This window comes from Streptomyces lateritius, from assembly GCF_014649715.1.
Lineage (GTDB): Bacteria > Actinomycetota > Actinomycetes > Streptomycetales > Streptomycetaceae > Streptomyces > Streptomyces lateritius.
In genome coordinates, this window is sequence record NZ_BMTO01000009.1 from 1 (window position 1) to 18,185 (window position 18,185).

Consider the following 18,185-nt stretch of genomic DNA (forward strand, 5'->3'; position numbering starts at 1 on the left):
GCCGATGGTACTGCAGGGGGGACCCTGTGGGAGAGTAGGACGCCGCCGAACAATCATTGTGGGAAAGCCCCGCACCTTATGGTGCGGGGCTTTTCTGCGTTCAGAGCCAGTTGGCACGGCCACTACGGTGCGGACCCCTTGGAGAGGGCCCGCCCCGTCATACGTCAGAGGCGGCCGGCGGCCTTGAGGGCGAGATAGGCGTCCGCAAGGGCAGGCGCGAGATCCTCCGGGGTGGCGTCGACGACCGTCACGCCGTGGCGACGCAGCTGGTCCGCCGTACGACGGCGCTGAACCTGGGCCTGGGCCGCCGCTGCGGCCTCGTAGACGCCGTCGACCGTGCCGCGGCGCGTGGCCATCGTGGTGGTGTGGGGGTCGGCGACCGAGGCCAGCAGGACCGTGTGGCGCTGCGTGAGCTGAGGGAGGACCGGGAGCAGCCCCTCCTCGATCGGGGCCGCGTCGAGGCTGGTGAGCAGGACGAGAAGCGAACGACGAGGGGCCCGCGCCAGCGCCGTGGCGGCCAGACCACGGCAATCAGTCTCCACCAGCTCGGGCTCGAGCGGGGCCATGACGTTGACCATCGCGGACAAGACGTCCCCCGCAGGGCGGCCCTGTACGTGGGCACGCAGGCGGCGGTCGTAGGCCAGGAGGTCGACGCGGTCGCCGGCGCGGGAGGCCAGGGCCGTGAGGAGCAGGGCCGCGTCCATCGAGGCGTCGAGACGGGGGACGTCACCGACGCGGCCGGCGGAGGTGCGGCCGGTGTCGAGGACGATCAGGATGTGACGGTCGCGCTCCGGGCGCCAGGTGCGTACCGCCACCGTGGTCTGGCGGGCGGTGGCCCGCCAGTCGATCGACCGGGTGTCGTCGCCGGGGACGTATTCGCGAAGGCTGTCGAACTCGGTGCCCTCGCCGCGGGTGAGGACGCTGGTGCGGCCGTCGAGCTCACGGAGGCGGGCCAGTCGCGAAGGCAGGTGCTTGCGGCTGGCGAACGGGGGCAGGACGCGGAGCGTCCAGGGCACCTCGTGGTTGCCCTGGCGGGCGGCCAGCCCAAGAGGTCCGTAGGAGCGGACGGTGACGCGTGCCGCGCGGCGGTCGCCGCGACGCGTCGGACGCAGGGTCGTGCTGATCCGGCGGCGTTCGCCGGCGGGCACGGTGAGCCTCTGGCGCGAGGCGGCCTGCTCGGTGCCAGGGAGCCAGCTGCTGGGCGGCCAGGCGTCGCGGAGCTGGGCGCGCAGGCGGCGGCGAGAAGGGTTGGCGACGGTGAGCTGCACCTCCGCGCCGTCACCCAGTCGAACAGATGTGTCACCACTTCGAGTGAACCGCAGCGTTCGCACTGGCGCAGCCATCGCGTAGTCGCACAGAATTGCGATTGAGAGGGGCGCGTTCACCGCGAGCATCCCCGTCCAGCTGGGGGCGAGGATGCCGACGGGGAGCGATCCCAGGGCGGCGAGCAGTGCGGTTCGTCCGGTGAGGGCCATGGGGCGCCGTTCTCAGCGGGGTACGGGGACGTGGGCGAGGATCGAGCTGATGACGGAGTCGGCGGTGACTCCTTCCATCTCGGCCTCGGGGCGCAGCTGGATGCGATGGCGCAGGGTGGGCAGGGCCAAGGCCTTCACATCGTCCGGGGTGACGTAGTCCCGGCCGGTGAGCCAGGCCCAGGCGCGGGCGGTGGAGAGCAGCGCTGTGGCACCTCGGGGAGAGACACCGAGGGTGAGGGAGGGGGATTCACGCGTGGCACGGCAGATATCGACGACATAGCCGGCGATCTCGGGGGAGACCGAGGTCTTGGCGACGGCGGCGCGGGCGGCCTCGAGTTCGGCGGGGCCGGCGACCGGGCGGACTCCGGCGGCTCGGAGGTCGCGGGGGTTGAAGCCGTCGGCGTGCCGGGTGAGAACGCTGATCTCGTCCTCGCGTGAGGGCAGTGGGACCGTCAGCTTGAGGAGGAAGCGGTCGAGCTGGGCCTCGGGGAGGGGGTAGGTGCCCTCGTACTCGACCGGGTTCTGGGTCGCGGCGACAAGGAACGGGTCGGGGAGCGGGCGGGGGGTGCCGTCGACGGTGACCTGACGCTCTTCCATCGCCTCGAGGAGCGAGGACTGGGTCTTGGGGGGCGTGCGGTTGATCTCGTCGGCGAGCAGCAGGTTGGTGAAGACCGGGCCGGGCTGGAAGGAGAACTCGGCGGTACGGGCGTCGTAGACCAGGGAGCCGGTGACGTCGCTCGGCATGAGGTCGGGGGTGAACTGGACGCGCTTGGTGTCGAGTTCGAGGGCGGCCGCGAGCGCGCGGACGAGGAGCGTCTTGGCGACGCCGGGCACTCCTTCGAGGAGGACGTGTCCCCGGCAGAGCAGGGCGACGACGAGCCCCGTGACGGCGGGGTCCTGGCCGACCACGGCCTTCGCGATCTCGGTGCGCAGCGCCTCCAGGGAGGCGCGGGCGCTGTCCGAGTTCGTAGGGGTCGCGGGGGTCGGGGCGCTCATGAGGTGCGTACCTCTCTTTCGAGGGCGTCGAGTTGGTCCGCCAGGCGGATGAGGGCGGCGTCGCCGGCGGGAGCCGGGCCGAAGAGGAGGTCCCTGAAATCTGCGGCGGTCTCGGGGAGACGGACGGAGAGCGCGGGGAGCAGGGCCTCGGGGGAGTGGGCGTCCCGTTCGGGGACGCCGAGGAGGGGGGCGACCCGGGTGCGGGTGGCGGTACGCAGGACGGTCGCCGCCCGGTCGCGGGCGTTCGCCTTGCGGTAGAGGCGGGCACGGCCCTCGGTGGCTTCCGAGGCGCGGATGGCGACGGGGAGCGGTTCGGTCACCAGCGGACCGAGGCGCCGGCCGCGCCAGATCGCGGCGAGGACGGCGGCGACCGCGAGTTGGAGGGTGCCCCACAGCCAGCCCGAGGGGACGAGGGAGAGGAAACCGTCTGCGGTGCTGTCGGGGGACTCGTTCTCAGGGTCGCCCTCGGCGGCGGAGACATCGGACAGCGAGGGGAGGTACCAGACGAGATGCGGGCGCGAGCCGAGGAGTTGGAGCGCGAGCGAGGCGTTGCCCTGCTCGTCGAGACGATCGTTCTGAAGGAGGTCGGGGGAGCCGAGCAGGAGGGTGTCACCGGTGCCGGGGTGGTCGAGGCTGACCAGGGTCGGCAGGCCGCCGCTGAGATAGCAGGTGTCGGCGTCGTCCTCGCGGGTGGTGTAGCGCTCGCCGCCGATGTCGACGCTGCCGGCGCGGACGGCGGCGGGCAGGGGGCAGCCGGGTTCGCGTACGGCCACCGAGGTGCTGGTGGCGGCGCTGACGCCGGGCGCCAGGGTGGTGACGGAGGCGTCGCCGGCGCCGAGGAGGACGGTGCGGCCGCCGGAGGCGGTCATGGCGGCGCGGAGGGTGCGCTGCTGGTGGTCCGTCAGGAGATCGGGGGTGGTGACCAGGAGGGTGGTGTCGGCGCCTGTCAGGGCGGTGGCCTCGTCCAGGGTGGTGGTCACGCGGAGGGTGACGCCCTGGGCCTTGAGGATCTCGGCGACGGCGCGGCTGCCGTTGGGGTCGGCCGAGCGCGGGTCGAGTGCGCCGTGGGCGTCGGCGGAACGCATGGTCGCCAGGACGATGCCGCCGATGAGGATCAGGGCCAGGACGAGGAGCACACCGCGGGCTCGGGCCCAGATCTGGCGGGGGGCGAGCGAGGTCGAGGTGGGGCTGGTGGCGGGCGGGGTCATTCGGCCGCTCCCGAGGAGGCGGTGTCGAGTGTGGGCCTGGTCCGCTCGAGGGCCGTGTCCAGTTCCTCGACGCGGCGGTACGCGGGCTCGTCGGCGGTGCGCCCGCCGTATGTGACGTCGTCGAAGGCGCGGGCGGCGGCGCGGAGTTCGTCCGCGTGGGCGGGGAGGGAGCGGCCCGCCTCGGCGGCGGCCTCGTCGGCGGTGCGGCCGGGGCGCGGGTCGAGCAGCGTCCGCTCCTCCAGGGAGCGGACGACGGCCCTCATCCGTTCCTGGAGGGCCTGGTTCCAGCGACCCGCGGCGGCGTGCCGGGCGGCGGCGGCGCGGTGCTCGGCGGCCGTGCGGGGACCGTCCGTGAACAGGGAGTCCGCGGTGGTGGGTGTGCGCTGGGGGGTGCCGAGCCGCCACCAGAGGGCGGCGGCCAGGGCGAGTGCCACCAGGACGATGGCGAGAAGTCCGATCAGGCCTCCGGGGGTTGCGCCGGAGGCCGCGTCGAAGAGCTCGCCAACCCACTCCCAGAAGCGGTCGAGGCCGCGTTCGAGCAGGTTGGGATCGTTCTCGTGGTACATCGGTTTGGACAGTTCCCGCTCGGCCGCCTCTCTGGCGGGCACGCGCGGGGTGTCCAGTGGAATGTCGTCGGCGCTGATCAGGCCGGCGAACGCGCCCCCCGTGGCCGTCACCGCATCAGCTCCCGGACGTGTAACCGGGGAGGCCGGCGGCCCGGGCGAGTTCGAGGTCCAGGGCCTCGCGACGGATCCGCTGGTCCACGTAGAGCAGAACGGTCACGCCGGCGGAGATCGGGTACGTGATCGCGCTGGTGATCACGCCGCCGATGCCGGTGATGATGAGGAAGGTCCAGCCGAACTCCGGGTCGGAGCCGGAGAGGATGCCGCTGAAGCCGTCGCCCTCGGCGGCGATTCCGATGGTGGCGAACGGGATCGCGATGATCATGGCGACGAGGAAGATCAGCAGCTGCGTGAGCAGCGTGATGCCGAAGATCCGCCACCAGGAGCCCTGGACCAGCTTGGCGGAGCGTTTCATCGACTGGACGATGCCCTGCCGCTCCAGCATCAGGGCGGGAGACGCCAGGCTGAAGCGGATCATCAGCCAGATGACCAGGACGAAGCCGCCAAGGCCGCCGATGCCGGCGAGGGCGGCGCCGCCGGAGCCGCCGAGCAGGAGCCCGGGCAGCATGCAGACGAACATGATGGCCGCGCTCAGCAGGGGCAGCAGGAGGGTCAGACCGAGGAGTTGGAGCAGGCGAGGGCGGGCTTCCTGCCAGGCGGCGCCGACGGAGATCGGGCGGCCCAGGACCGCACGGCTGATGACCACCGTGAGGAGTGCGGCGCTGACCAGCGTGGCCATCAGCATGATGAGGAACGCGGGGCCGAGGCCGATGAGGCTGGACTGCATGGAGTCCATCGCGTGGTCCAGCTTTTCGGCGGGGGTCGCGTCCGGGTTGAGCTTGGGCGGGGCCGGGACGAGATAGCGCTGGGCCAGGAGTTCGGCGACCTGGGAGATCACCGCGACGGTGACCGAGATGGTGAGGACCGTGCGCCAGTACGTACGCAGGGTCGTCACCGCGCCGTCGAGGATCTCGCCCACGCCGAGGGGGCGCAGAGGGATCACGCCGGGCTTTGCGGCCGGCGGCTTGCCCCAGCCGCCGGGACGGCCGGGGCCACCCCATCCGGCAGTGGGCTGGGGAGGGGGGGACTGGCCGGGGACCGGGGCCGACGGCGCGGACCACTGTCCGGCGGGCGGCTGGTCCTTGGACCACTGAGGAGCGGAGCCGTTCGCGTCACCGGGCGTGGCGGGCCGGGGGACCCCGGAACCGTCCTGGCCTTCGGAGGGAGCAGACCCGGGCGAGGTCCAGCCCGGAGTGTCGTTCACGGTCGTCCACCTCGAGGAATGGTCGCGGGGCCGGTTCGGCGAGCCGGCACGGTCACAACGGCCGACCGCCTTACGGAGCGGCGGGCCGGGGGCCATCGTGCCACGAGGGGCCCGCCGGTGGGCGGGGGCAGGGATCTTCTTCTCACCTTCATTGTGCGCGCCCCGGGAGGAGGACCGGCCAGCCGCCTCAACGGTGCGTAAGAACCGTGCCGCGGAGGCGAGGAAGGGACGGAGCGAGAGGGGGCGAGAAGTTGCCCGAGCCGCTCCGTGGGCCACGGGAGTCCGCTCGGGGTACGGTTCAGCACGGCCACGGGGGTACGGGGGTGACATCCATGTCTGGCATCAGCACCCACGGACAGGGGCGAGCGACGGTGGACGATCACGGACGTCGCCGCTGGTCAGTGAGGTATCTCACCAGCCGCCTTGAGACTGATACGGAAATGGGATGATGTCGATATGAAGGGACGCGTTCTTGTCGTCGATGACGACACCGCACTGGCCGAGATGCTCGGGATTGTGCTGCGGGGTGAAGGGTTCGAGCCGTCGTTCGTAGCGGACGGTGACAAGGCGCTCGCCGCATTCCGTGAGGCCAAGCCGGACCTGGTGCTGCTGGACCTCATGCTGCCCGGCAGGGACGGTATCGAGGTGTGCCGGCTGATCAGGGCCGAGTCCGGTGTGCCCATCGTCATGCTGACGGCCAAGAGCGACACCGTCGACGTGGTCGTGGGACTCGAGTCCGGGGCCGACGACTACATCGTCAAGCCGTTCAAGCCGAAGGAGCTCGTCGCCCGTATCCGGGCGCGGCTGCGGAGGTCGGAGGAGCCCGCTCCGGAGCAGCTCACCATCGGCGACCTGGTCATCGACGTGGCCGGTCACTCGGTGAAGCGGGACGGGCAGTCCATCGCCCTGACGCCGCTCGAGTTCGATCTGCTCGTCGCGCTGGCCCGTAAGCCGTGGCAGGTGTTCACCCGTGAGGTCCTGCTGGAGCAGGTCTGGGGTTACCGGCACGCGGCCGACACCCGGCTGGTGAACGTCCATGTCCAGCGGCTGCGCTCGAAGGTCGAGAAGGACCCCGAGCGCCCGGAGATCGTGGTGACCGTCCGCGGTGTCGGTTACAAGGCGGGGCCGAGCTGACATGAGCGCAGGCAGTACTGCTCCGAAGCCCGGCGAGCCGGGAGACCGGTCGGGGCGGACTGCCGGACCGGGGCGGGGGGGCTCGCGATTCGGCCGTCTGCTCCATGACGGACGGCTGCTCCAGGACGGGGCACCGGGCGGCCCGGTGCTGCGGCTCTTCGCGCGCTGGGTGCGCCGTCCGCTGCTGCCCGCCGTACGGCTGTGGCGGCGGAACATTCAGTTGCGGGTGGTGGCGGGCACCCTCCTCATGTCACTGGGTGTGGTGCTGCTGCTCGGCCTGGTCGTCATCGGTCAGGTCCGCAACGGTCTCCTCGACGCCAAGGAGAGGGCCGCTCAGAGCCAGGCCGCCGGAGGGTTCTCGGCGGCGCAGGATCGCGCGGCGACCACGCCGTCCGTTCCCGGCGCGCAGGACGGCGGCCGCGCGGGTGCGTCGGTGAACTGGCGCTCCACGCTCGTCGAGCAGCTCGCCAGCGGTGGCCAGAGCGCCTTCAACGTGGTCGCGCTCTCCCTGGAGGACTCCGACGGGGCCGCGAGCCGGGGTGCCCGGGCCTCCGGCGAGGTCGACCCCGCCACCAGCATCCCCGGCGAGCTGCGGCACGCCGTGGCGCAGGGGGCGGGCACCTTCCAGACGTACGCCCGGATCCACTACACCAACGGCAAGGGGTCCGAGCCGGGCCTCGTGGTCGGCAAGCGGCTCAACGACGCCGAAGGCACCCAGTACGAGCTGTACTACCTCTTCCCGCTGGCGCAGGAGGAGGACTCCCTCGACCTGGTCAAGGGCACGCTGGCGACGGCCGGACTGTTCGTGGTGGTGCTGCTCGGCGCCATCGCCTGGCTGGTGGTGCGGCAGATCGTCACCCCGGTGCGGATGGCGGCCGGGATCGCCGAGCGGCTCTCGGCCGGCCGGCTGCAGGAGCGGATGAAGGTCACCGGCGAGGACGACATCGCCCGGCTGGGCGAGGCCTTCAACAAGATGGCGCAGAACCTCCAGCTCAAGATCCAGCAGCTGGAGGATCTCTCCCGGATGCAGCGGCGGTTCGTCTCGGACGTGTCGCACGAGCTCCGGACCCCCTTGACGACCGTACGGATGGCGGCGGACGTCATTCATGAGGCTCGTGTCGACTTCGACCCGGTCACGGCGCGCTCCGCGGAGCTGCTCGGCGACCAGCTCGACCGTTTCGAGTCGCTCCTCTCCGACCTGCTGGAGATCAGCCGCTTCGACGCGGGAGCCGCGGCGCTGGAGGCCGAGCCGATAGACCTGCGCCAGGTCGTACGGCGGGTGATCGGCGGCGCGGAGCCGCTCGCCGAGCGCAAGGGCGGCCGGATCGTGGTCGTCGGCGACGAGCAGCCGGTGGTGGCCGAGGCGGACACCCGCCGGGTCGAGCGGGTCCTGCGCAATCTGGTCGTCAATGCCGTGGAGCACGGCGAGGGCAAGGACGTCGTCGTCAAACTGGCCGCCGCGGGCGGGGCCGTCGCCGTCGCCGTGCGCGACTACGGCGTGGGGCTCAAGCCGGGCGAGGCGACCCGGGTCTTCAACCGGTTCTGGCGGGCCGACCCGGCACGCGCGCGTACCACCGGCGGCACCGGCCTGGGCCTGTCCATCGCGGTGGAGGACGCACGGCTGCACGGCGGCTGGCTGCAGGCGTGGGGCGAGCCCGGGGGCGGCTCGCAGTTCCGGCTCACGCTGCCACGTACGGCGGACGAGCCGCTGCGCGGGTCGCCGATCCCGCTGGAGCCGGAGGACTCGCGGCGCAATCGCGAGCAGGCGGCGGGTGGGCCGCGGGAGGACGGGGCGCGCCGGGTCTCGGTGCCGGTGCAGTCCGGTGCGGACCGTGCGTCCCTGCCCGTGCCGCCCAGGATGCCGCCGGTGCCGCGAGCCACGGCGGATCCCACCGCTCTGCCGGGCAGTGGCGCCCGGGTGGTGGCGCGGGCGGCGGCCGAGGCCGACATCAGTGAGGCGAGGGCGTCGACGAACGCCGAGGCGGAGGACGGTTCACGTGGGCGCTGACTTCCGAGGGAAGCGGAAGCGGGCGGGCGGCGGCGGGCGCGGGGCGCGGACGAGCGTCCTGCTCGCCTGTGGCGGGTTTCTGGTGGCCGGGTGCGCGACCATGCCCGACAGCGGGGACGTACGGAACGTGAAGGCGTCCAATCCGGGGGACTCGCAGGTCCGGGTGTACGCCGTGCAGCCGCGGGAGAACGCGGAGCCCGACGAGATCGTCGACGGCTTCCTGGAGGCCATGACCAGTGACGATCCCGGCTTCGCCACGGCCCGGACGTACCTGACGAAGCAGGCCGCGCGCACCTGGCGGCCGGCGCAGAGCATCACGGTGCTCACCACGGCCCCCGACCGTGAGCAGGCCGACCGGCTGGCCGACCCCGAGAACCAGGGGCGGTCCTATCCGATCCGTGGCCGGCAGATCGCGACCGTGGACTCCCGGCACGCCTATCAGCCCGTCCACCCCGTGGAGTACAAGGACTTCATCCACGTGGTGCAGCAGCCGGCCGCGGACGGCAAGGGCAAGGAGTGGCGCATCGACCACCTGCCGCCGGGTCTGGTGCTCAGCGAGGCCGACTTCCAGCGCAACTACCGCTCCGTCAACAAGTACTACTTCGCGTCCGGAGAGGACTGGGTCGTCGCCGACCCGGTCTACATCCGGCAGCGGCAGGACCCGGCGACGCGGATGGATCCGGTGACCCAGACCGTCAAGGCGCTGCTGGAAGGGCCGACGAACTGGCTGAAGCCGTCCGTCGATTCGCGGTTCCCCTCCGGTACGCAGCTGAAGGCGGGCGTCACCTCGCTGGCGACCGACGACCAGTCCACGCTGAAGGTGCCGCTCAACGCCAAGGCCGACCGGGTGGGGGGCGAGGTGTGCCGGCGGATGGCGGCTCAGTTGCTGTTCACGCTCGGAGGGCTGACGTCCGTTCGTGTGGAGCAGGTGGAGCTGCAGCGGGCCGACGGCGAGCGGCTGTGCGTGCTGTCCAAGGCTCAGGCGGAGGAGTTCGCGCCGGTGCGCGACTCGGGCAGGGCGGAGATTCCGTTCTTCGTCGACGAGGACGGCACGCTGATGGCGATGCCGGTCGGCGGAAAGGCGGACACGCCGGCGGACGAGACGCCGGGACCGTTCGGCAAGGGCCGGATGCCGCTGCGCTCGGTCGCCGTGGACCGTGACGAGAGCCGGGCGGCCGGCGTGAGCAAGGACGGCAGGGAGCTGCGCGTGGCGTCGATCCTGTCGGACCAGGAGCTCCGCCCCGCGTTGCTGACGAGCCGCGCGGCCCGCCCGGAGGACCGGCTGTCCGCCCCGAGCTGGGACGGCAGGGGCGACCTGTGGGCGGCCGACCGCGACCCCTCGAAGCCCCGCCTGTGGGTGGTGCCGGACGGTGAGGGGGAGCCGGTCGAGGTGCGTGCGCCCTGGCTGACGGACGGAGTCCGCGTCGAGTCCCTGCGGGTCTCGGCGGACGGGGTCCGGATCGCTCTCCTTCTCAAGGGGAAGGACGGTGACACGACCCTGAGGATCGGGCGGGTGGAGCGTGAGGGAGGCGGGGCGCGGCCGGCGGTCGCGGTCGTGGACCTGCAGCCCGTGGCGCCGCGGATGGAGGCGGTCACCTCGGTGTCCTGGGCCGGCCCGAGCAGGCTGGTGGTGGTCGGCAAGGAGGCCGGCGGGGTGCAGCAGATCCGGTACGTCCAGACGGACGGTGCGACCTCCACGGCTTCGGTCCTGCCGGGTCTGAACGGGGTGACCGCCGTGTCCGCGCCGCACGACGACCGCGCTCCGGTGGTGGCCTATTCGGGCAACGACGGCATCGTCCGGCTGGAGACGGGCGCGAACTGGCAGCGGATGGTCAAGGTCCTGGGCTCCTCGCCGGTCTACCCGGGCTGACCCCCGCCTGCCGTTGTCCACAGGGCCGCTGTCCAGGGTGGCGGCGGGGGGCCGGCAGGAGGACAGTGGTCCCATGCGGGGGTGGTGGCGCGAGATCGCCGGGCTGGTGCTGCCGGTCGCCTGCGGAGGCTGCGGCCGACCGCGCACAGAGCTGTGTCCGTCGTGCCGGGCGGAGTTGGAGGGCCCCGGGCCCCGCCGGGTCCGTCCTCGTCCCGAGCCGGCCGGCCTGCCGGCCGTGCACGCCGCCGCTCCGTACGCCGATGCCGTACGGTCCGTTCTCCTCGCCCACAAGGAGCGGGGTGCGCTTCCCCTCGCAGGGCCCCTGGGCTCCGCGCTCGCGGGCGCCGTGGAGGCCGCTGCCGGGCGCTGGGACGACCGTGGGGGCGGCCCCCTTCTCCTCGTACCGGTGCCCTCCTCGCGGCGCTCGGTGCGGGCGCGTGGACATGATCCGACCCGGCGCATCGCCCTGGCCGCGGCGGGCCGGTTGCGCCGTCGGGGGTGGGCCGCCCGGGTGGTTCCGGTGCTGCGCCAGCGCCGGTCGGTGGCCGACCAGGCGGAGCTCGACGCCCGTGGGCGGTTTGCCAACCTGGCCGGGGCGCTGGAGGTCGTGGCGGGCGGTGAGCGGCTCGTCGAGAGCGGGCGGGTGGTGCTGGTGGACGATCTGATGACCACGGGGGCGTCGCTGGCCGAGGCCGCCCGGGCACTGCGTGCCGTACATCCCCCGTTCATTCCGGCATGGAACGGAGAGGTCGGGGAATCCCGTTTCTTACGTCCGGTGGCGGCGGTGATCGCATGCTCTCCTTCGTCGTTCGATTTGAGGCGGAACTGACCGAGAGCCTGTGTCGTTGCAGGTGGTGAGAGGTGAAAACACCCGAACGGAGGTATGTGGCGGCAGCGGGTGCCGACACCCGTCCGAACGAGCTATGTTCGGTTGTGAGGAATGGCGAATGCCACGCCTCACCGAATGCACGGGTGCGCCTACAGGACAGGAGTTCAAGGCGAATTAACCTCAGGTTGGTGGGGTGGGGATCATGCCGACTGGGGAGGAGGAGGTGAAAGTCGCCAGTCCGAGACTCCGGCATTCACCGGAGTCTGGTGCAAAGGGAGATGCTCAGCGGCCGTGGAGCCGATCTGAGTGATCCGGGAACGGAGTTCTGCGTGGACATCGTCGTCAAGGGCCGCAAGACCGAGGTGCCCGAGCGGTTCCGCAAGCACGTGGCCGAGAAGCTGAAGCTGGAGAAGATCCAGAAGCTCGACGGCAAGGTGATCAGCCTCGACGTCGAGGTGTCCAAGGAGCTGAACCCGCGGCAGGCCGACAGGTCCGACCGCGTGGAGATCACCCTCCACTCCCGAGGCCCGGTGATCCGGGCGGAGGCGGCAGCCGGCGACCCGTACGCAGCCCTCGACCTCGCCAGCGACAAGCTGGAGGCGCGACTGCGCAAGCAGCACGACAAGAGGCACACCCGCCGTGGCAGCGGCAGGCTGTCGGCGGCCGAGGTCGCCGATGTGGTGCCGGGCGTCGCCCAGCTGAACGGAAGCGGCCAGCTCGTGGGTGAGGAGACCTCCGAGGTGCCCACCACGATGATGGGCCCGCTCGAAGTGCAGGGCGAAGGGCCGCTGGTGGTCCGCGAGAAGACCCACCGGGCCGCGCCGATGACGCTCGACCAGGCGCTCTACGAGATGGAGCTGGTCGGGCACGACTTCTATCTGTTCGTCGACTCCGACAACAAGCAGCCGAGTGTTGTCTACCGGCGACACGCGTACGACTACGGCGTCATCCATTTGGAGAGCGACCCGCTCGCCGAAGGCGGCGGTGCCGGTGGTGCCCTCGGCGGCTGACCCCGCAGGCCGCACACCTCGTTCACTTGTCTGTCACGGTGCCCCTGGAGCGCCCTTTGCGCCCCCAGGGGCACCCCCGTGCGACCACGGGATCACCACGCTGTCGTCCGGGCATGAAATCATGGCGTGCACGCCAACCGGTGCTCCAAGAGCAGTGGTTGGAGGACCGAACACGAATTCAGGCCACGGCCTTCAGGGGGAGGAACGATGGCGGACAGCTTCGGGCCGGTGCACAGCGGGCGGGAGCCCCATTGCGCGGCCACCCCGGAGGGATCGGATTCGGACAACGGCGAGTCTCGCCGGGAGCCGATCCGGGTCCTCGTGGTGGACGACCATGCCCTCTTCCGGCGGGGTCTGGAGATCGTTCTCGCCCAGGAGGAGGACATTCAGGTCGTCGGCGAGGCCGGTGACGGGGCCGAGGCCGTCGACAAAGCCGCGGATCTGCTGCCCGACATCGTGCTGATGGATGTCCGCATGCCCAAGCGCGGCGGCATCGAGGCCTGTACCTCCATCAAGGAGGTGGCCCCCAGCGCGAAGATCATCATGCTGACGATCAGCGACGAGGAGGCCGATCTCTACGACGCGATCAAGGCGGGCGCGACCGGCTACCTCCTCAAGGAGATCTCCACCGACGAGGTCGCCACCGCCATCAGGGCGGTCGCCGACGGCCAGTCGCAGATCAGCCCGTCGATGGCGTCGAAACTCCTCACCGAGTTCAAGTCGATGATCCAGCGGGCCGACGAGCGCCGGCTCGTCCCGGCGCCCCGGCTGACCGACCGGGAGCTGGAAGTCCTCAAGCTCGTGGCGACCGGGATGAACAACCGGGACATCGCCAAGGAACTGTTCATCTCCGAGAACACCGTGAAGAACCACGTCCGCAACATCCTGGAGAAGCTGCAGCTCCACTCCCGGATGGAAGCGGTCGTCTACGCGATGCGGGAGAAGATCCTCGAGATCAGGTGAGCGCGGCGGCGAGCCGGCCGGCCAGCTCGGGGTGGTCCGTCCGCTCGACCCGTACCGTGTCGCAGCCCACCCATTCGGCCGCTTCCCGCAGCGCCCGCGCCATCGGCTCGACCGCCTTGGCCGACTCCAGGGACACCTGCTTCGCCACCAGCGTCCCCCCGTCACGGGCGGGGTCGACCCGGCCGAGCAGCCTGCCGCCCGCGAGCAGCGGCATCGCGAAGTAGCCGTGCACCCGCTTCTGCTTGGGGACGTACGCCTCCAGACGGTGTGTGAAGCCGAAGATCCGCTCCGTGCGCGCCCGCTCCCAGATCAGCGAGTCGAACGGGGACAGCAGCGTCGTGCGGTGCCGGCCGCGCGGCTCGGTCGCCAGCGCCGCCGGATCCGCCCAGGCCGGCTTCCCCCAGCCCTCCACGACGACCGGGACGAGCCCGGAGGCCTCGACCACCGCGTCGAACGCCTCACCCTTGATCCGGTGGTAGTCCGCGATGTCCGCGCGCGTCCCCACGCCCAGCGCCTCGCCCGCCTGCCGCACAAGGCGCCGCAGGCACTCGGTGTCGTCCAGATCGTCATGGAGCAGGGTCTCCGGAATCGCCCGCTCGGCCAGGTCGTAGACCCGCTTCCAGCCGCGCCGCTCGGTGCACACCACCTCGCCGTACATCAGCGCCCGCTCGACGGCGATCTTCGACTCGGACCAGTCCCACCACTCGCCCTTGTTCTTCGCCCCGCCGAGCTCCGTCGCGGTCTGCGGGCCCTCGGCCCGCAGCTGCTTGATCACCGCGTCGTACGCCCCGTCCGACAGCTCGTGGTGCCACTGCGGGCGGTCGCGGTAGGCGCGGCGGCGGAAGGCGAAGAGCGGCCACTCCTCGATGGGAAGGATGCAGGCCGCGTGCGACCAGTACTCGAAGGCGTGCCTCTCCGTCCAGTACGCGTCCTCGACCGTCGTACGGCCCACCGCGCCCAGGCGCGCGTACGGGATCAGCTCGTGCGAGCGGGCAAGGACCGAGATGGTGTCGAGCTGGATCTGGCCGAGGTGCCGCAGCACCCCGCGCACACCCCCCCGCCGGTCTGGCGCGCCGAGGAACCCCTGGGCGCGCAGGGCGATCCGGCGGGCTTCGTCCGCGGAGAGTTCGGCAACGGGCGGCTGCGCAGTCGTCATGCTCCGCACCCTAGAAGGCGCCACTGACACCGCCGCCGGCGGCCGGGGCGGGCAGATACGGCAGCGGCCCCGGCAGGCCGAGGTCGGAGGGGAGCAGCGAGGCGACCCAGCAGTCACGGAGCGTGCCCTTGTTGGTCAGGCCGGCGCGCTGGACACCCTCCATCCGGAAACCGCTCCGCTCGGCCACCGTGCGCGAGCCCGTGTTGCCGACCTCCGCCCGCCACACCAGACGGTGACAGCCCCCCTCGGTCAAGGCCCACCGGGACAGCGCGCCGACGGCCTCGGTCACGTAGCCCTGGGCGCGGTGCTCCTTGACGGCCCAGAAACCGACCTCCCGCACGCCCGGACCGCGGTCGTGCAGACCGGTCGCGGCGATCAGCGGCCCGCCGTCCCGGGGCTCGACGGCGAAGGTGTACTCCACGCCGTCGCGCCACCCCTCCGGCACGAGCCGCTCCAGGAAGTACACGGCGTCCTGGCGGGTGTACGGCGAGGGCACCGTCGTCCAGCGCTGGATGTCGGGGTCCTGACAGGCGGCGAAGACCGCCTCCACGTCCTCCGGGACGAAGGGGCGCAGTCGCAGGCGGTCCGTGGTCAAGGTGATCGGCTCCATGACGGGATTGTGGTGACCGCGACACGGAGACGCGAACACTTTTCGGACCCGGCGGCACCTTCCACGCACCTCGTGCGTTCTCTTTCCGGGCGGTAGTGGCACTCCGGCACTGCGGGCCTCCCGACGCGACGGCGGTCTCGCTTACGATGGCCGTTGCGGTGGGGACCACCTGCCGTGCCCGCGCCCGAGTCATGACAAGACCCAGTGCCAGGCCCGACCGGCAAGGAGACCAGCCTCAGTGTCCGTCTTCAACAAGCTCATGCGTGCAGGCGAAGGCAAGATCCTGCGCAAACTGCACCGCATCGCGGACCAGGTCAACTCCATCGAAGAGGACTTCGTCAACCTCTCCGACGCCGAGTTGCGGGCGCTCACCGAGGAGTACAAGCAGCGGTACGCCGACGGTGAGAGCCTCGACGACCTGCTCCCCGAGGCCTTCGCGACCGTCCGCGAGGCCGCCAAGCGCGTCCTCGGCCAGCGCCACTACGACGTCCAGCTGATGGGCGGCGCCGCCCTGCACCTCGGCTACGTGGCCGAGATGAAGACCGGTGAGGGCAAGACCCTCGTCGGCACGCTGCCCGCGTATCTGAACGCGCTCTCCGGCAAGGGCGTGCACCTGATCACGGTGAACGACTACCTCGCCGAGCGCGACTCCGAGATGATGGGCCGGGTCCACAAGTTCCTGGGCCTGTCCGTCGGCTGCATCCTGGCGAACATGACTCCGGCCCAGCGCCGTGAGCAGTACGCCTGCGACATCACGTACGGAACGAACAACGAGTTCGGCTTCGACTACCTGCGCGACAACATGGCGTGGTCCAAGGACGAGCTCGTCCAGCGCGGCCACAACTTCGCCTGTGTCGACGAGGTCGACTCCATCCTCGTCGACGAGGCCCGTACGCCGCTGATCATCTCCGGCCCGGCCGACCAGGCCACCAAGTGGTACGGCGACTTCGCCAAGCTGGTGACCCGCCTGACCAGGGGCGAGCCCGGAAACCCGCTGAAGGGCATCGAGGAGACCGGCGACTACGAGGTCGACGAGAAGAAGCGGACCGTCGGCATCCACGAGTCCGGCGTCGCCAAGGTCGAGGACTGGCTCGGCATCGACAACCTCTACGAGTCGGTGAACACCCCGCTCGTCGGGTACCTGAACAACGCCATCAAGGCCAAGGAACTCTTCAAGAAGGACAAGGACTACGTCGTCATCGACGGCGAAGTCATGATCGTCGACGAGCACACCGGCCGTATCCTCGCCGGCCGCCGCTACAACGAGGGCATGCACCAGGCGATCGAGGCGAAGGAAGGGGTGGACATCAAGGACGAGAACCAGACCCTCGCCACGATCACCCTGCAGAACTTCTTCCGCCTCTACGACAAGCTGTCCGGCATGACCGGTACGGCCATGACCGAGGCCGCCGAGTTCCACCAGATCTACAAGCTCGGTGTCGTCCCGATCCCGACGAACAAGCCGATGGTCCGCAAGGACCAGTCGGACCTGATCTACCGCACCGAGGTCGCCAAGTTCGCGGCCGTCGTCGACGACATCGCGGAGAAGCACGAGAAGGGCCAGCCGATCCTCGTCGGTACGACGTCGGTCGAGAAGTCCGAGTACCTCTCGCAGCAGCTCTCCAAGCGCGGCATCCAGCACGAGGTGCTCAACGCCAAGCAGCACGACCGTGAGGCGACGATCGTCGCCCAGGCCGGCCGCAAGGGCGCCGTCACCGTCGCGACGAACATGGCCGGCCGAGGCACCGACATCAAGCTCGGCGGCAACCCGGACGACCTCGCCGAGGCCGAGCTGCGCCAGATGGGCCTGGACCCGGTCGAGCACGTGGAGGAGTGGGCCGCGGCCCTCCCCGCCGCCCTGGAGCGCGCCGAGAAGGCCGTCAAGGCGGAGTTCGAGGAGGTCAAGTCGCTCGGTGGGCTCTACGTGCTGGGCACCGAGCGCCACGAGTCGCGCCGCATCGACAACCAGCTGCGCGGCCGTTCCGGCCGTCAGGGCGACCCGGGCGAGTCCCGCTTCTACCTGTCGCTCGGCGACGACCTGATGCGCCTGTTCAAGGCCCAGATGGTCGAGCGCGTCATGGCGATGGCCAACGTGCCGGACGACGTGCCGATCGAGAACAAGATGGTCACGCGCGCCATCGCCTCCGCGCAGTCCCAGGTCGAGACGCAGAACTTCGAGACGCGTAAGAACGTCCTGAAGTACGACGAGGTCCTCAACCGCCAGCGCGAGGTCATCTACGGCGAGCGTCGCCGGGTCCTGGAGGGCGAGGACCTGCACGAGCAGATCCGCCACTTCATGGACGACACGATCGACGACTACATCCGCCAGGAGACCGCCGAGGGCTTCGCGGAGGAGTGGGACCTCGACCGGCTGTGGACCGCGTTCAAGCAGCTCTACCCGGTGAAGGTCACCGTGGAGGAGCTGGAGGAGGCGGCCGGCGACCGCGCGGGCATCACCGCCGAGTTCATCGCCGAGGCCGTCAAGGACGACATCCACGAGCAGTACGAGGCCCGGGAGAAGTCGCTCGGCTCGGACATCATGCGTGAGCTGGAGCGCCGGGTCGTCCTCTCCGTGCTCGACCGCAAGTGGCGCGAGCACCTCTACGAGATGGACTACCTCCAGGAGGGCATCGGCCTGCGCGCGATGGCCCAGAAGGACCCGCTGGTCGAGTACCAGCGCGAGGGCTTCGACATGTTCACCGCCATGATGGAGGGCATCAAGGAGGAGTCCGTCGGCTACCTGTTCAACCTGGAGGTCCAGGTCGAGCAGCAGGTCGAGGAGGTCCCGGTGCAGGACGCGGCTCCTTCGCTCCGCAAGGAGGACGCGGTGCCGGCCGGGCGTCCGGAGATCCGCGCCAAGGGGCTCGAGGCCCCGCAGCGGCCCGACCGCCTGCACTTCACCGCTCCCAAGGTGGACGGTGAGGGCAGCATCGTCGAGGGCGACTTCGTCAGCGACGACGCCGCCGGTGACGGTCTGACGCGCGCGGAGCGCCGCAAGGCGCAGAAGAGCAGCGGCGGACGGCGCCGTAAGAAGTAAGG

Annotated in this window: 14 protein-coding genes; 7 read left to right on the forward strand and 7 right to left on the reverse strand. The window is 71.0% G+C overall.

Features of this window, described 5'->3' with window-relative positions:
• Positions 1–164: 164 nt before the first annotated feature.
• Genes IE136_RS19215 through IE136_RS19235 form a run of 5 tightly spaced genes read right to left on the reverse strand, consistent with a single transcriptional unit; the run spans position 165 to position 5,566 of the window.
• Positions 165–1,475 carry a DUF58 domain-containing protein gene (locus IE136_RS19215; protein WP_189600942.1) on the reverse strand — a complete coding sequence of 437 codons (1,311 nt, stop codon included), beginning with the start codon at positions 1,473–1,475 and terminating at the stop codon, positions 165–167.
• A 12-nt stretch (positions 1,476–1,487) separates the two neighbouring features.
• Entirely contained in the window at positions 1,488–2,471 is a 984-nt protein-coding gene (locus IE136_RS19220; protein ID WP_158987849.1) for an AAA family ATPase, read from the reverse strand.
• Positions 2,468–3,679: a DUF4350 domain-containing protein gene (locus tag IE136_RS19225; RefSeq protein ID WP_189600943.1), complete on the reverse strand. Its 1,212-nt coding sequence runs from the start codon at positions 3,677–3,679 to the stop codon at positions 2,468–2,470. Before IE136_RS19225 ends, IE136_RS19220 begins: the two co-directional genes overlap by 4 nt.
• A complete protein-coding gene (locus IE136_RS19230) occupies positions 3,676–4,356 on the reverse strand; it encodes a DUF4129 domain-containing protein (protein WP_189600944.1) in 681 nt (226 codons plus the stop codon). The genes IE136_RS19225 and IE136_RS19230 overlap by 4 nt, the downstream gene beginning before the upstream one ends.
• 4 nt (positions 4,357–4,360) lie before the next feature.
• Positions 4,361–5,566, reverse strand: coding sequence for a DUF7847 domain-containing protein (locus tag IE136_RS19235; protein WP_189600945.1), 1,206 nt, complete (start codon positions 5,564–5,566; stop codon positions 4,361–4,363).
• 456 nt (positions 5,567–6,022) lie between these two features.
• Here IE136_RS19235 and mtrA point away from each other — a divergent pair, with 456 nt between their 5' ends.
• From mtrA to IE136_RS19265, 6 genes are all read left to right on the forward strand, one after another.
• Entirely contained in the window at positions 6,023–6,700 is a 678-nt protein-coding gene (gene mtrA, locus IE136_RS19240) for a two-component system response regulator MtrA (RefSeq protein ID WP_010356958.1), read from the forward strand.
• Position 6,701: 1 nt separating this feature from the next.
• Entirely contained in the window at positions 6,702–8,708 is a 2,007-nt protein-coding gene (gene mtrB, locus IE136_RS19245; RefSeq protein ID WP_158987841.1) for an MtrAB system histidine kinase MtrB, read from the forward strand.
• Entirely contained in the window at positions 8,698–10,578 is a 1,881-nt protein-coding gene (locus IE136_RS19250; protein WP_373309091.1) for an LpqB family beta-propeller domain-containing protein, read from the forward strand. The genes mtrB and IE136_RS19250 overlap by 11 nt, the downstream gene beginning before the upstream one ends.
• 73 nt (positions 10,579–10,651) lie before the next feature.
• Positions 10,652–11,407 carry a ComF family protein gene (locus IE136_RS19255; protein WP_158987839.1) on the forward strand — a complete coding sequence of 252 codons (756 nt, stop codon included), beginning with the start codon at positions 10,652–10,654 and terminating at the stop codon, positions 11,405–11,407.
• A gap of 329 nt (positions 11,408–11,736) precedes the next feature.
• Complete coding sequence (gene hpf, locus IE136_RS19260) at positions 11,737–12,417, forward strand: ribosome hibernation-promoting factor, HPF/YfiA family (RefSeq protein ID WP_373309092.1); 681 nt, start codon at positions 11,737–11,739, stop codon at positions 12,415–12,417.
• 207 nt (positions 12,418–12,624) lie between these two features.
• On the forward strand, positions 12,625–13,380 hold the full coding sequence (locus IE136_RS19265; protein WP_158987835.1) for a response regulator: 756 nt from the start codon (positions 12,625–12,627) through the stop codon (positions 13,378–13,380).
• On the opposite strand, the gene IE136_RS19270 is transcribed toward IE136_RS19265, so the two are convergent.
• Both IE136_RS19270 and IE136_RS19275 read right to left on the reverse strand, forming a co-directional pair.
• Positions 13,373–14,536 carry a winged helix-turn-helix domain-containing protein gene (locus IE136_RS19270; protein WP_189600946.1) on the reverse strand — a complete coding sequence of 388 codons (1,164 nt, stop codon included), beginning with the start codon at positions 14,534–14,536 and terminating at the stop codon, positions 13,373–13,375. The genes IE136_RS19265 and IE136_RS19270 overlap by 8 nt on opposite strands.
• A 10-nt stretch (positions 14,537–14,546) precedes the next feature.
• On the reverse strand, positions 14,547–15,146 hold the full coding sequence (locus IE136_RS19275; protein ID WP_158987831.1) for a GNAT family N-acetyltransferase: 600 nt from the start codon (positions 15,144–15,146) through the stop codon (positions 14,547–14,549).
• 238 nt (positions 15,147–15,384) lie between these two features.
• Between IE136_RS19275 and secA the strand changes: the two genes are divergently transcribed.
• Positions 15,385–18,183, forward strand: a complete 2,799-nt coding sequence (gene secA, locus IE136_RS19280; RefSeq protein WP_158987829.1) for a preprotein translocase subunit SecA — start codon at positions 15,385–15,387, stop codon at positions 18,181–18,183.
• The last annotated feature ends 2 nt before the right edge of the window (positions 18,184–18,185 follow it).

What these genes read in the sequence shown, in the direction of transcription:
- IE136_RS19215 (WP_189600942.1), bottom strand. Translation starts at nt 1,475, where the DNA reads ATGGCCCTCACCGGACGAACCGCACTGCTCGCCGCCCTGGGATCGCTC.
- IE136_RS19220 (WP_158987849.1), bottom strand. Translation starts at nt 2,471, where the DNA reads ATGAGCGCCCCGACCCCCGCGACCCCTACGAACTCGGACAGCGCCCGC.
- IE136_RS19225 (WP_189600943.1), bottom strand. Translation starts at nt 3,679, where the DNA reads ATGACCCCGCCCGCCACCAGCCCCACCTCGACCTCGCTCGCCCCCCGC.
- mtrA (WP_010356958.1), top strand. Translation starts at nt 6,023, where the DNA reads ATGAAGGGACGCGTTCTTGTCGTCGATGACGACACCGCACTGGCCGAG.
- mtrB (WP_158987841.1), top strand. Translation starts at nt 6,702, where the DNA reads ATGAGCGCAGGCAGTACTGCTCCGAAGCCCGGCGAGCCGGGAGACCGG.
- IE136_RS19255 (WP_158987839.1), top strand. Translation starts at nt 10,652, where the DNA reads ATGCGGGGGTGGTGGCGCGAGATCGCCGGGCTGGTGCTGCCGGTCGCC.
- IE136_RS19265 (WP_158987835.1), top strand. Translation starts at nt 12,625, where the DNA reads ATGGCGGACAGCTTCGGGCCGGTGCACAGCGGGCGGGAGCCCCATTGC.
- IE136_RS19270 (WP_189600946.1), bottom strand. Translation starts at nt 14,536, where the DNA reads ATGACGACTGCGCAGCCGCCCGTTGCCGAACTCTCCGCGGACGAAGCC.
- IE136_RS19275 (WP_158987831.1), bottom strand. Translation starts at nt 15,146, where the DNA reads ATGGAGCCGATCACCTTGACCACGGACCGCCTGCGACTGCGCCCCTTC.